We start from the raw sequence: 12,654 nt of genomic DNA on the forward strand, positions 1-12,654 counted from the left end.
TATGCAAGCTGAGATACTCAATTTTCCTTTGGTTTGACAGTCTATTGAAATAAGACTATAATCAAGCTGTATCAGTTTTCGAGGAGGTTTGGATGTACTTTAGATTGGAAAATAAGGAATCCCAGAAGGCGCAAGAAATAGGGAATTTGATTCGTGTTTATAACCGTTCAAAAAGAGAAGAGGCTGAAAGTGAGCCATTGAATCTGTATGTTGAAGATGAAAAGGGCAATCTTCTGGCAGGCTTAGTAGCAGAGATTTTTGGTAATTGGTTGGAAATCGAGTATTTGTTTGTAAAAGAGGAACTGCGAGGGCAAGGAATTGGCTCAAAACTATTGCAACAGGCTGAAAGTGAAGCTAAGAATCGAAACTGTCGTTTTGCCTTTGTCAATACTTACCAGTTTCAAGCGCCAGACTTTTATCAGAAACATGGCTACAAGGAAGTCTTTAGGTTACAAGACTATCCCTACACAGGAAAAAGATTTTATTACCAAAAGGATTTGTAAGGTGAATAAAGCAAAAAGGGGCTTTATATAAGTATGGAGATATGATGGTGGCTATGGGTAATGTTTAAGTAGATTCTCGATAAATACCAATTAAATCCTACAAATTGTGTCTTTCTAGACGATATTGAAGACAATGCAATCGTAGCTGAGAAGTTGGGAATCAAGGTCTATCAGGTTAAGAAAAGAAGTGATGTTATCTAAATTTTGAAATCCTATATTTAAAGTCAAAACTCTCTATCTTTTTGTGGTAGAGAGTTTTTTTGTTAATAAAATTTTACAAAATGACATTTATATATTGCATTAAGTTAGATATATGATATAATGTTGTTAAAAAGAGGCGCAACTTTTTAAAATTAATGAGAATCAAAGAGAAAACCAAGAATATTAATGGAGGAATAAAAAATGGAAGTTATAAATGTAAGTAAGCATTATGGTCATTCAATCATTCTCAAAGATATAAATTTTGCACTTAATAAGGGTGAAATTGTTGGTCTAGTAGGGAGAAACGGAGTTGGCAAGAGTACATTGATGAAAATTCTTGTTCAGAATAATCAACCGACTTCAGGGAATATTATAAGCAGTGATAATGTTGGGTATTTAATTGAAGAACCAAAATTATTTTTATCTAAAACAGGTTTAGAGAATTTAAAATATCTGGCAAATTTATATGGTGTTGACTACAATCAAGAAAGATTTGGAAGTTTGATTCAAGAGTTAGATTTGACTCAGTCTATTAATAAAAAAGTAAAGACTTATTCTTTGGGTACAAAACAAAAATTAGCTTTGCTTCTAACCCTCGTTACGGAACCTGATATATTGATTTTAGATGAACCGACTAATGGTTTAGATATTGAATCATCACAAATAGTTTTAGCGGTTCTAAAAAATTTAGCTTTACATGAAAATGTGGGAATTTTAATATCGAGTCATAAATTAGAAGATATTGAAGAAATTTGTGAAAGGGTTCTTTTCTTGGAGAACGGTCTTTTGACATTCCAAAAAGTAGGAAAAGATAGCCATAATTGCTTGTTTGAGATAGCTTTTTCATCAGCTACAGATAAAGACATTTTCATTACCAAACAAGAATTTGGGGATATTGTTCAGGAAGAGGGACTGAAAATTACTATGTCTGGGAATATTCAAAGTAGTGAGCTTTTTAAATTTTTTAACGAAAACTCTATTAAAGTAGTTGATTTTGAAACTAAAAAAGAGACGCTTAAAGATATTTATCTAAATCGTTCAAAATAAAGGAAGGTTATAATCATGAAATTAAATAAATTGAATTTTCTTAAGGAAAATATAAGAAATTTATATTCATCAGGCGTAATATATCTCGGATTGATTATCTCGTTTATACCGCCGATACTGGTTACATTCTTTATTCTAAAGACTCAAGGGACATCGCTTGGTATTAAGCATATTTCAAACTTTTATGCTATGCTCGGTATGTTAATGGCTGTTATACATGCTAACCGAATTATTAGCAGGGATTTTTCCCACAATATGATCAGTTTATTTTATAATCAACAGAAAAATCGGATGATTTATGTCTTGTCCAATTTTCTATATGCCATCTCAGTTTCCATTATCTATGCTTTGAATGGTATTGTGTTACTAGTCATCGTAAGTAAATTGGGTGTTCCAGGTGATTTAGGATTAGATTTTATAGCAGCCATTGTAGTCAATACAATTTTGTTAGTCCTATTTTATTTTCTATTATCTTACATTTTCTATTTATACAAATTGAAAAGTGGCTTGGTATTTGGTATTTTAGTAGCTTTACTACTCTTTGTCCCTAATATATTAAATACGATTATGACGAATACTAGTAATGATTTGTTTATCAAAGCAATTGAACTTCTTCCTTTTTATTCTTTACCTGTATTTGTGGCTTCAAATACGATGTCTATTAGTCAGTATCTTGTGGTAATCACTACAATCATTTTATTGTACTTTTTCACTCTCAAGAAAAGCAAGAAGTATTCATTTTAGTTTTATTTAGTATTATTTTGTAGACTGCAAATTCAGCAAAAAACCAGTCATCTTGCTATGCTCCTGCTCTTGCTGTGTACACGTTTTTGTCTTATGCTAGACTCATTTCCAAAAGCATTATATAATAGTGATATGAAATCAATTAAACAAGAAATACAAGCAATCAAAACTCGTTTAAAAGACCCTACTAAAGCTAATACTAAACAAAAAATCAAATAGCAAACTAGAAAGTTTATTTCAAACAATCCAACATACTGATTTTAGGCTGAAGATAATATTGGGGTGCTAATTAATGAGGTTATAATAAATAGCTGACAGCTTGTGTTGGTTTTGGATTTTTTAAGAGTAGATGAGTATTAAAATTATAAGGAGGACGCAGGTGGCTAAAAATTTAAAATTAAAATTAGCTCGTGTAGAGCTTGATTTAACACAAGGTCAACTGGCAGAGGCTGTTGGTGTGACACGCCAGACTATTGGTTTGATAGAGGCTGGAAAATACAATCCCAGTCTCTCGCTCTGCCAGTCCATTTGCAGATGTTTAGGGAAAACCCTAGACCAATTATTTTGGGAGGAAGAAGATGGTAAATAAATTTATTCATTATCAATTACTTGACGAAAGAGAAGAACAACTAATCAATAAAGCTGGGGCAGAGTCTTTTTCACTCTTTATTGGGCTTGTACTTCTAAGCTATTTGGTGGCTGTATTGGCTCCATCTCTTTTTAATCCGAATTTTCTAGTCTATACTCTGATAGTAGGGATTTTCTTCTTTTTCAATCGTGCCCGTTATCTGGGAGTGACCTACTATAGTCGTTTTCATTTTACGATTTTGGGTTGTTTTTTCCTAACCTTGGCTATTACGGCTCTTTTGATGTTACAGAATTATCAATTCAACATAGAAATTTATCAGCACAATCCTTTGAACGTTAAATACCTATCTGCTTGGGTCATTACTTATGTTATTTACCTTCCCTGGGTCTTTATCGGCAATCTTGGTCTGAAGAGCTATGGTAAATGGGCTCAGAAAAAATTTGAGCAAGACATGGATGAACTGGAGAGTGGAGAATAGCTTGTTACTCTTTTCTCAATCCACCTAAAATGTGATATAATAGTATTAATTTATTGGAATACATGAAAGTTTTTGAAAATTTTCATGTGTTTCTAGCTAAGGAAGTAGGAAAAGTATGTATCCAGATGATAGTTTGACATTGCACACGGACTTGTACCAGATTAATATGATGCAGGTTTACTTTGACCAAGGGATTCACAACAAGAAGGCGGTCTTTGAGGTGTATTTCCGCCAACAGCCTTTTAAGAACGGCTATGCGGTTTTTGCTGGTTTGGAAAGGATTGTGAGTTATCTTGAAGACCTGCGTTTTTCAGATAGTGATATTGCCTATTTGGAGTCGCTAGGCTATCATGGGGCATTCTTGGACTATCTCCGCAATTTCAAGTTGGAGTTGACCGTTCGTTCTGCCCAAGAAGGGGACTTGGTCTTTGCTAATGAACCGATTGTACAGGTGGAAGGCCCTCTAGCCCAATGTCAATTGGTCGAAACGGCCCTTTTGAACATCGTCAACTACCAGACATTAGTGGCTACTAAGGCAGCTCGTATTCGTTCGGTTATCGAAGATGAACCTTTGATGGAGTTTGGAACACGTCGGGCGCAAGAAATGGATGCGGCTATCTGGGGAACACGAGCAGCGGTGATTGGTGGTGCCAATGGAACTAGCAACGTGCGTGCTGGTAAACTCTTTGACATTCCTGTCTTGGGGACCCATGCCCACGCCTTGGTACAGGTTTATGGCAATGACTATGAGGCTTTCAGGGCTTACGCTGCGACCCACAAAAACTGTGTCTTTCTTGTGGACACCTATGACACCCTTCGCATTGGGGTACCCGCTGCCATTCAGGTGGCGCGTGAGCTGGGTGACCAGATTAACTTTATGGGTGTTCGGATTGACTCTGGGGATATTGCCTACATTTCTAAGAAAGTCCGTCAGCAACTGGACGATGCTGGATTTACAGAGGCTAAGATTTATGCTTCAAATGATTTGGACGAAAATACCATTCTCAACCTCAAGATGCAAAAGGCCAAGATTGATGTCTGGGGTGTGGGAACTAAGCTGATTACAGCTTATGACCAGCCAGCTCTTGGTGCAGTTTACAAGATTGTTGCAATCGAAGATGAAAATGGGAACATGCGCAATACGATTAAGCTGTCTAATAATGCTGAAAAAGTGTCTACACCAGGTAAGAAGCAGGTGTGGCGCATTACCAGTCGTGAAAAAGGCAAGTCAGAAGGAGACTATATCACTTATGATGGCGTAGATGTTGCCAGCATGACAGAAATCAAGATGTTCCATCCGACCTATACTTACATCAAGAAGACGGTTCGTAATTTTGACGCTGTTCCTCTCTTAGTGGATATCTTCAAAGACGGAAAATTGATTTACAATCTGCCTAGCTTGACTGAGATTCAGGATTATGCTCGTAAGGAATTTGACAAGCTTTGGGATGAGTACAAGCGCGTGCTCAATCCTCAGCATTATCCAGTGGATTTGGCGCGTGATGTATGGCAAGACAAGATGGACTTGATTGACAAAATGCGTAAGGAAGCCCTCGGTGAAGGAGAAGAAGAATGAGTTTGCAAGAAACGATTATCCAAGAGCTGGGTGTCAAACCAGTGATTGATGCCCAGGAAGAAATTCGTCGTTCCATTGATTTCTTAAAAAGATACTTGAAAAAACACCCCTTCCTAAAGACCTTTGTATTAGGGATTTCTGGGGGACAAGACTCAACATTAGCAGGACGATTGGCTCAACTGGCCATGGAAGAACTGCGAGCAGAGACAGGAGATGACAGCTACAAATTTATCGCTGTCCGCCTGCCATATGGAGTGCAAGCTGATGAAGCAGATGCTCAAAAAGCCCTAGCCTTTATCCAGCCAGATGTCAGCTTGGTAGTGAATATCAAGGAATCAGCTGATGCCATGACAGCTGCAGTTGAAGCGACAGGTAGTCCTGTTTCAGACTTCAACAAGGGCAATATCAAGGCTCGTTGCCGTATGATTGCTCAATATGCCCTGGCAGGTGCCCATAGCGGAGCGGTCATTGGAACAGACCACGCCGCGGAAAATATCACAGGCTTTTTTACCAAGTTTGGTGACGGTGGTGCGGATATTCTCCCTCTTTACCGCCTCAATAAACGTCAAGGGAAACAACTCTTGCAGGAACTTGGTGCAGACCCAGCCCTTTATGAAAAAATCCCAACAGCAGACCTAGAAGAAGACAAACCTGGTTTGGCTGACGAGATAGCCCTCGGAGTCACCTATGCAGAGATTGACGACTACCTAGAAGGCAAAACAATCAGCCCAGAAGCTCAAGCAAGAATCGAAAACTGGTGGCACAAAGGCCAACACAAACGCCACTTACCCATCACCGTATTTGATGACTTTTGGGAGTAAAAAGGTCCGGGGGACCTTTTTACCCCGAGTCTAAAAATAGGAAAACGAGGCACCTCCAGTGGAGGTTTTCAGCATCTCACCTTGAAATAAAAAAGAGAGAGAAAATTCGGTAACTAGAAGAGTTCGATTTCGTCGTCTCACCCCCGCAACGATGACTAGGTTTGAAAAAGCTTGCTAGAGCGCATTTCAAACCAGACAGCGACTGCGTCAAGGAACTAGATGAAAAACTTGTTTTTTAGCTGTTGCTGAGTTTAGTACTTTTACCCCGAGCATGGAAACAAGTAAGCGAGGAAGGTCCGGGGAACCTTTTTAGCTTATTACCTTGAAATTAAAAAGCAAAGTAAATTTAAATTGAGGTTGGACAGAGAATCATCCATCAGAAAGTGAGGCGACATAATGAAAGCAATCGGTACGCAAATATTACAGACAGATCGTTTAATCTTGCGAAGATTTGTGGAAAGTGATGCAGAAGCTATGTTTCAGAATTGGGCTTCATTCGCTGAGAATCTAACCTATGTCACTTGGGACCCTCATCCTGATGTCGAGGTGACTCGAAACTCGATTCGTAATTGGGTTGCCTCCTATACAAATCCCAACTATTACAAATGGGCCATTTGTCTCAAAGAAAACCCGGAGCAGGTGATAGGAGATATCAGCATCGTTGCAATAGATGAGAACGATTTTTCTTGTGAAATTGGCTATGTGTTAGGCAAGGCTTACTGGGGTCATGGTATGATGACAGAGGCCTTGAAAGCTGTCTTGGACTTTTGTTTTACTCAAGCAGACTTTCAAGAAGTCAAGGCACGTTATGCCAGTCTCAATCCAGCTTCAGGTCGTGTCATGGAGAAGGCTGGAATGTCCTATCTAAAGACTATTAGCAATGGTGTAGAGAGAAAAGGCTATCTTGCGGACCTTATTTATTATCAGATAAGTAGGGAAGACTAGTGAATGTTCTTTTCAGTTTCCACCAAAGTCAGACTTTGTCTGGCTTTTTTTGCAACATTTTTTACATAACCTGATTAAATTCCTATTTTTTCCTATCATTGCCCCTGTTTTTTCTGGAATTTTAGGGCTATAATAGTCCTATCAAATCAAAGAATGGAGGAAGGCAATGGATAATATAATCTTTTTTATCAGTGTTTTTCTTGCTGGAATTCTTTCCTTTTTTTCTCCTTGTATTTTACCCTTGTTGCCGGTTTATGCAGGGGTCTTGTTGGATGATAAAGATGGTGCTCAGCTTTCTAGTGGAAAATATTCAATCTCAGTTGTTAGCTTATTGCGAACTCTAGCTTTTATAATAGGGATTTCCTTTATTTTTATCTTACTGGGCTATGGAGCTGGGTTTTTAGGCAATTTGCTGTATGCTTCTTGGTTTCAGTATGTGACGGGTGCGGTCATCATTCTCTTGGGCTTGCACCAGATGGAAGTCTTACATTTTCAGGGACTCTACAAGGAAAGAAGGATACAATTAAAGAGACAGGGGCAAAAGGGTAAGGGCTATAGTCAGGCATTTTTACTGGGATTGACCTTTAGTTTTGCTTGGACGCCTTGTGTGGGACCGGTTCTGGGTTCTGTTTTAGCCTTGGCGGCTTCAGGTGGTTCAGGTGCTTGGCAGGGAGCTGGTCTCATGTTAATCTATACGCTAGGTCTAGCACTACCATTTTTGGTTTTAGCTCTAGCCTCCAGCTATGTTTTGAAACATTTCCGAAAACTTCATCTCTACCTTGAAACCCTCAAAAAAGTGGGTGGTTTCCTCATTATCGTGATGGGAATCTTGGTGCTTTTGGGAAATGCTTCCATTTTGACTACATTATTTGAATAGAGAGGAAGAAGAAATGAAAAAATGGCAAACATGTCTCCTTGGAGTCGGATCAATCTGTTGCTTAGCAGCCTGTTCGGCTAAAAACATGTCAGACGAATCTACTATGAAGGAGCAAACGAAAACAGAACAAGTCAGTTCACAAACTGCTACTAAAGGTCAGGCGGTTGCTGATTTCGAACTGACGGGAGTAGATGGCAAGACTTATCGCTTATCTGATTATAAGGGTAAGAAAGTCTATCTCAAATTCTGGGCTTCTTGGTGTTCCATCTGTCTAGCCAGTCTTCCAGATACGGATGAAATTGCTAAAGATGCTGGTGATGATTATGTGGTCTTGACGGTAGTATCATCTGGACACAAGGGGGAACAAGCAGAAGCGGACTTTAAGAACTGGTACAAGGGCTTGGATTATAAAAATATTCCAGTTCTAATTGATTCATCAGGCAAACTTTTGGAAAGTTATGGTGTCCGTTCTTACCCAACTCAAGCCTTTATAGACAAGGAAGGCAAGCTGGTCAAAACGCAACCAGGTTTTATGGATAAGGATATGATTTTAAAAACATTGAAAGAAATGGGGTAGAGAAAGGTCATGAATGATAAAGTAAAATTGTTTGTCTTGGCAGGAATCTTTTTCCTAGCCATAAGCGGTTTCTATTTTCTATTGATGCGAAATGCAGGGCAGACAGATAGCTCGCAAATTGAGAAAGCATCAGTTAGCCAAGGAGGAAAAACAGTGAAAAAAACAGAAATTAGTAAAGACGCAGACTTGCACGAAATTTATCTAGCTGGGGGATGTTTCTGGGGAGTGGAGGAATATTTCTCACGCGTTCCCGGGGTGACAGATGCCGTTTCAGGCTATGCAAATGGTAGAGGGGAGACAACCAAGTACGAATTGATTAACCAAACAGGTCATGCGGAGACTGTTCATGTTACCTATGATGCCAATCAAATTTCCCTCAAGGAAATCCTGCTTCATTATTTCCGCATTATCAATCCAACCAGCAAAAATAAACAAGGAAATGATGTGGGGACCCAGTACCGTACTGGTGTTTATTACACAGATGACAAGGATTTAGAGGTGATTAACCAAGTCTTTGATGAGGTGGCTAAGAAATACGATCAACCTCTAGCAGTTGAAAAGGAGACCTTGAAGAATTTTGTAGTGGCAGAGGATTACCACCAAGACTATCTCAAGAAAAATCCAAATGGCTACTGCCATATCAATGTCAATCAGGCGGCCTATCCCGTCATCGATGCCAGCAAATATCCAAAACCAAGTGATGATGAATTGAAAAAGACCCTGTCACCTGAGGAGTATGCAGTTACCCAGAAAAATCAAACAGAACGGGCTTTCTCAAACCGCTACTGGGATAAATTTGAATCTGGTATCTATGTGGATGTGGCAACTGGCGAACCTCTCTTTTCATCAAAGGACAAGTTTGAGTCTGGTTGTGGCTGGCCTAGTTTCACCCAACCCATCAGTCCAGATGTTGCCACCTACAAGGAAGATAAGTCCTACAATATGACACGCATGGAAGTGCGGAGCCGAGTTGGAGATTCTCACCTTGGTCATGTCTTTACGGATGGACCACAGGACAAGGGGGGCTTGCGCTACTGTATTAATAGTCTCTCTATCCGCTTTATTCCCAAAAATCAAATGGAAGAAAAAGGCTACGCTTATTTACTAGATTATGTTGATTAAGAGGGCTTTCCTAAGCAGTTAGAGGAGAATTTTGCTATACTGATACTAGTAAGTGACAAAGGAGAGAAGCATGACCTATACAATCTTAATCGTAGAAGATGAATATCTGATAAGACAAGGCTTGACTAAACTGGTCAATGTAGCAGCCTACGATATGGAAATCATCGGTCAGGCTGAAAATGGAAGGCAGGCTTGGGACTTGATTCAAAAGCAGGTGCCAGATATCATTTTAACCGATATCAACATGCCTCAGCTAAATGGCATCCAGTTGGCCAGTCTGGTCCGAGAAACCTATCCTCAGGTGCATTTGGTCTTTTTAACGGGTTACGATGATTTTGATTATGCCTTGTCTGCTGTCAAACTAGGTGTGGACGATTACCTGCTCAAGCCCTTTTCTCGTCAGGATATTGAGGAAATGTTGGGGAAAATCAAGCAGAAGTTGGATAAGGAAGAGAAAGACGAGCAGTTACAAGATCTATTGACTGATAAGTTTGAGGGAAATATGGCTCAGAAAATCCAGTTCCATCTGGCTGATAGCCAATTTAGTTTAAAGTCTTTGGCCAGTGACTTGGGTTTTAGCCCGACTTATCTGAGCTCTTTGATTAAGAAAGAGTTAGGCCTGCCTTTTCAAGATTATCTGGTGAGAGAACGTGTCAAACAAGCCAAGCTCTTGCTCCTGACCACAGACTTAAAGATTTATGAGATAGCCGAAAAGGTTGGTTTTGAAGATATGAACTATTTTACCCAACGTTTTAAACAGATTGCAGGTGTGACACCTCGTCAGTTTAAGAAGGGGGAAGGTCGATGAAGCGTTCTTCTCTCCTAGTCAGAATGGTTATTTCCATCTTTCTGGTCTTTCTCATTCTCCTAGCTCTGGTTGGGACTTTCTACTATCAATCTAGTTCATCAGCCATTGAGGCTAGCATTGAGGGCAATAGCCAGACGACTATCAGCCAAACTAGCCACTTTATCCAGTCTTATATCAAAAAATTAGAAACCACCTCGACTAGTTTGACCCAGCAGACGGATGTCCTAGCCTATGCTGAGAATCCCAGTCAAGACAAGGTCAAGGGAATTCGAAATCTATTTTTGACTATCTTGAAGGCAGACCAAGATTTGAAAGCTGTTGTACTGGTCACTAAATCCGGTCAGGTCATTTCTACAGATGACAGTGTGCAGATGAAAACTTCTTCTGATATGATGGCTGAGGATTGGTACCAAAAGGCCATTCATCAGGGAGCCATGCCCATTTTGACTCCAGCTCGTAAATCAGATAGCCAGTGGGTCATTTCTGTCACTCAAGAACTTATTGATGCAAAGGGAGCCAATCTGGGCGTGCTTCGTTTGGATATTTCTTATGAAACTCTGGAAGCCTATCTTAACCAACTTCAGTTGGGTCAGCAGGGCTTTGCCTTTATCATCAATGAAAACCATGAATTTGTTTATCATCCTCAACACACAGTTTATAGTTCGTCTAGCGAAATGGAGGCTATGAAACCCTACATTGAGACAGGGCAGGGCTATACTCCAGATCACAAATCCTACGTCAGTCAAGAAAAGATTGCTGGAACTGATTGGACGGTGCTTGGCGTGTCTTCGCTGGAGAAGTTAGACCAGGTTCGGAGTCAACTCATGTGGACCTTGCTTGGAGCTAGTGTCACCTCTCTTCTTGCCTGTCTCTGCTTGGTGTGGCTTAGTCTTAAACGCTGGATTGCTCCTCTGAATGACTTGAGAGAAACCATGCTGGAGATTGCTTCTGGTAATCAGAATCTTCGTGCCAAGGAAACTGGTGCCCATGAACTGAGAGAAGTGTCTCGTCAGTTCAATGCCATGTTGGATCAGATTGATCAGTTGATGGCAGATGTTCGCAGGCAAGAAGAAACGACCCGTCAGTACCAACTTCAAGCTTTATCAAGCCAGATTAATCCGCATTTCCTCTATAACACCTTGGACACTATTATCTGGATGGCTGAATTTCAAGATAGTCAGCGTGTGGTGCAGGTGACCAAGTCCTTGGCTACCTACTTCCGCTTGGCGCTCAATCAAGGCAAGGACTTGATTTGCCTCTCTGACGAAATTAATCATGTCCGCCAGTATCTCTTTATCCAAAAACAACGCTATGGAGATAAGCTGGAATACGAAATTAATGAAAATCCTGCCTTTGATAAGCTAGTTTTGCCCAAGCTGGTGTTACAACCCTTAGTAGAGAATGCCCTGTACCATGGCATTAAGGAAAAGGAAGGTCAGGGACATATTAGAGTTTCTGTTCAGAAACAGGGTTCAGGACTAGTCATCCGCATTGAGGATGATGGGGTTGGTTTCCAAGATGCTAGCGATAGTAGTCAAAGTCAACTCAAACGTGGGGGAGTTGGTCTTCAAAACGTTGACCAACGGCTCAAACTTCATTTTGCAGAAGATTACCAGATGAAGATTGATTCTGCCCCTGACAAAGGGACGACGGTTGAAATATACATAAATGGAATAGAAACTAGCTAACTCCCAGTCAATTCTGGGAGTTTTATGCGTAATTGGGCAAGCTTTCTAGGTTGTCTATCTTGCTAAAACGTAGAAAAAACGATATGATAGATAATGACAAAAGAGGTATCAAGTATGAAGGAAAAAGACATTCAAAGAGAAACAAGCCAGATTGTAAAAGATGTATTAGAAAAGGCCAATTTGAAGCAAGGATCCATTTTTGTTTTGGGCCTTTCTTCTAGTGAAGTGATAGGTGGTCAGATTGGCAAGGAATCCAGCCAAGAAATTGGGGAAATCATCGTGAAGACCATCCTAGATATCTTAGAGGAAAAAGGAATTCATCTAGCTGTTCAAGGTTGTGAACATGTCAATCGGGCCCTCGTTGTTGAACGTCAGGTGGCAGAGCAGTTTGGCCTGGAAATCGTCAGTGTCCTTCCAACTCTCCATGCAGGAGGTTCAGGTCAGTTGGCAGCCTTCAAGTTTATGCAAGATCCAGTTGAGGTTGAATTTATCAAGGCTCATGCTGGATTGGATATCGGAGACACTGCAATTGGCATGCATGTCAAGCATGTTCAGGTTCCGATTCGCCCTCTTTTGAGAGAGATTGGGCATGCCCATGTAACGGCCTTAGCTAGTCGTCCAAAATTAATCGGAGGTGCGCGTGCGCATTATCCACAAGATTCTATTAGAAAGTCGTGA

14 protein-coding genes are annotated in these 12,654 nt (G+C 40.2%); all 14 read left to right on the forward strand.

Going from position 1 to position 12,654, the window contains the following annotated elements; translation table 11 throughout:
- The first annotated feature begins 92 nt into the window (after positions 1-92).
- The 14 genes from RYK12_RS02515 to RYK12_RS02580 all read left to right on the forward strand — a co-directional run bounded on the left by RYK12_RS02515 (position 93) and on the right by RYK12_RS02580 (position 12,654).
- Positions 93-503, forward strand: coding sequence for a GNAT family N-acetyltransferase (locus tag RYK12_RS02515; protein WP_314846735.1), 411 nt, complete (start codon positions 93-95; stop codon positions 501-503).
- Positions 504-905: 402 nt separating this feature from the next.
- Positions 906-1,751 carry an ABC transporter ATP-binding protein gene (locus RYK12_RS02520; protein ID WP_399555427.1) on the forward strand — a complete coding sequence of 282 codons (846 nt, stop codon included), beginning with the start codon at positions 906-908 and terminating at the stop codon, positions 1,749-1,751.
- 15 nt (positions 1,752-1,766) lie between these two features.
- Positions 1,767-2,495 (forward strand): hypothetical protein, encoded by a 729-nt coding sequence (locus RYK12_RS02525; protein ID WP_314846737.1) that lies wholly within the window; start codon positions 1,767-1,769, stop codon positions 2,493-2,495.
- Positions 2,496-2,874: 379 nt separating this feature from the next.
- On the forward strand, positions 2,875-3,084 hold the full coding sequence (locus tag RYK12_RS02530; protein ID WP_001107500.1) for a helix-turn-helix transcriptional regulator: 210 nt from the start codon (positions 2,875-2,877) through the stop codon (positions 3,082-3,084).
- On the forward strand, positions 3,074-3,562 hold the full coding sequence (locus RYK12_RS02535; protein ID WP_314846738.1) for a DUF6773 family protein: 489 nt from the start codon (positions 3,074-3,076) through the stop codon (positions 3,560-3,562). Before RYK12_RS02530 ends, RYK12_RS02535 begins: the two co-directional genes overlap by 11 nt.
- Positions 3,563-3,677: 115 nt before the next feature.
- Complete coding sequence (locus tag RYK12_RS02540) at positions 3,678-5,138, forward strand: nicotinate phosphoribosyltransferase (RefSeq protein ID WP_314846739.1); 1,461 nt, start codon at positions 3,678-3,680, stop codon at positions 5,136-5,138.
- Positions 5,135-5,959, forward strand: a complete 825-nt coding sequence (gene nadE / locus RYK12_RS02545) for an ammonia-dependent NAD(+) synthetase (protein WP_314846740.1) — start codon at positions 5,135-5,137, stop codon at positions 5,957-5,959. The genes RYK12_RS02540 and nadE overlap by 4 nt, the downstream gene beginning before the upstream one ends.
- Before the next feature lie 396 nt (positions 5,960-6,355).
- Positions 6,356-6,904 (forward strand): GNAT family N-acetyltransferase, encoded by a 549-nt coding sequence (locus RYK12_RS02550; protein ID WP_314846742.1) that lies wholly within the window; start codon positions 6,356-6,358, stop codon positions 6,902-6,904.
- Between the two features lie 166 nt (positions 6,905-7,070).
- Positions 7,071-7,781: a thiol-disulfide oxidoreductase-associated membrane protein CcdA2 gene (gene ccdA2, locus RYK12_RS02555; protein WP_314846744.1), complete on the forward strand. Its 711-nt coding sequence runs from the start codon at positions 7,071-7,073 to the stop codon at positions 7,779-7,781.
- Positions 7,782-7,794: 13 nt separating this feature from the next.
- Complete coding sequence (locus RYK12_RS02560; protein WP_314846746.1) at positions 7,795-8,358, forward strand: redoxin family protein; 564 nt, start codon at positions 7,795-7,797, stop codon at positions 8,356-8,358.
- 9 nt (positions 8,359-8,367) lie between these two features.
- Positions 8,368-9,480, forward strand: coding sequence for a peptide-methionine (R)-S-oxide reductase MsrB (gene msrB / locus RYK12_RS02565; RefSeq protein ID WP_314846747.1), 1,113 nt, complete (start codon positions 8,368-8,370; stop codon positions 9,478-9,480).
- Between the two features lie 70 nt (positions 9,481-9,550).
- Positions 9,551-10,288: a response regulator transcription factor gene (locus tag RYK12_RS02570; RefSeq protein ID WP_314846749.1), complete on the forward strand. Its 738-nt coding sequence runs from the start codon at positions 9,551-9,553 to the stop codon at positions 10,286-10,288.
- Entirely contained in the window at positions 10,285-11,976 is a 1,692-nt protein-coding gene (locus RYK12_RS02575; RefSeq protein ID WP_314846751.1) for a sensor histidine kinase, read from the forward strand. Before RYK12_RS02570 ends, RYK12_RS02575 begins: the two co-directional genes overlap by 4 nt.
- Positions 11,977-12,090: 114 nt before the next feature.
- Complete coding sequence (locus RYK12_RS02580; protein WP_000659517.1) at positions 12,091-12,654, forward strand: TIGR01440 family protein; 564 nt, start codon at positions 12,091-12,093, stop codon at positions 12,652-12,654.

It is taken from the genome of uncultured Streptococcus sp., from assembly GCF_963518475.1.
Taxonomy (GTDB): domain Bacteria; phylum Bacillota; class Bacilli; order Lactobacillales; family Streptococcaceae; genus Streptococcus.

Coding starts and splice junctions, on each gene's coding strand:
- ccdA2 (WP_314846744.1), top strand. CDS start 7,071: ATGGATAATATAATCTTTTTTATCAGTGTTTTTCTTGCTGGAATTCTT.
- RYK12_RS02535 (WP_314846738.1), top strand. CDS start 3,074: ATGGTAAATAAATTTATTCATTATCAATTACTTGACGAAAGAGAAGAA.
- msrB (WP_314846747.1), top strand. CDS start 8,368: ATGAATGATAAAGTAAAATTGTTTGTCTTGGCAGGAATCTTTTTCCTA.
- RYK12_RS02575 (WP_314846751.1), top strand. CDS start 10,285: ATGAAGCGTTCTTCTCTCCTAGTCAGAATGGTTATTTCCATCTTTCTG.
- RYK12_RS02540 (WP_314846739.1), top strand. CDS start 3,678: ATGTATCCAGATGATAGTTTGACATTGCACACGGACTTGTACCAGATT.
- nadE (WP_314846740.1), top strand. CDS start 5,135: ATGAGTTTGCAAGAAACGATTATCCAAGAGCTGGGTGTCAAACCAGTG.
- RYK12_RS02520 (WP_399555427.1), top strand. CDS start 906: ATGGAAGTTATAAATGTAAGTAAGCATTATGGTCATTCAATCATTCTC.
- RYK12_RS02560 (WP_314846746.1), top strand. CDS start 7,795: ATGAAAAAATGGCAAACATGTCTCCTTGGAGTCGGATCAATCTGTTGC.
- RYK12_RS02550 (WP_314846742.1), top strand. CDS start 6,356: ATGAAAGCAATCGGTACGCAAATATTACAGACAGATCGTTTAATCTTG.
- RYK12_RS02570 (WP_314846749.1), top strand. CDS start 9,551: ATGACCTATACAATCTTAATCGTAGAAGATGAATATCTGATAAGACAA.
- RYK12_RS02580 (WP_000659517.1), top strand. CDS start 12,091: ATGAAGGAAAAAGACATTCAAAGAGAAACAAGCCAGATTGTAAAAGAT.
- RYK12_RS02525 (WP_314846737.1), top strand. CDS start 1,767: ATGAAATTAAATAAATTGAATTTTCTTAAGGAAAATATAAGAAATTTA.
- RYK12_RS02515 (WP_314846735.1), top strand. CDS start 93: ATGTACTTTAGATTGGAAAATAAGGAATCCCAGAAGGCGCAAGAAATA.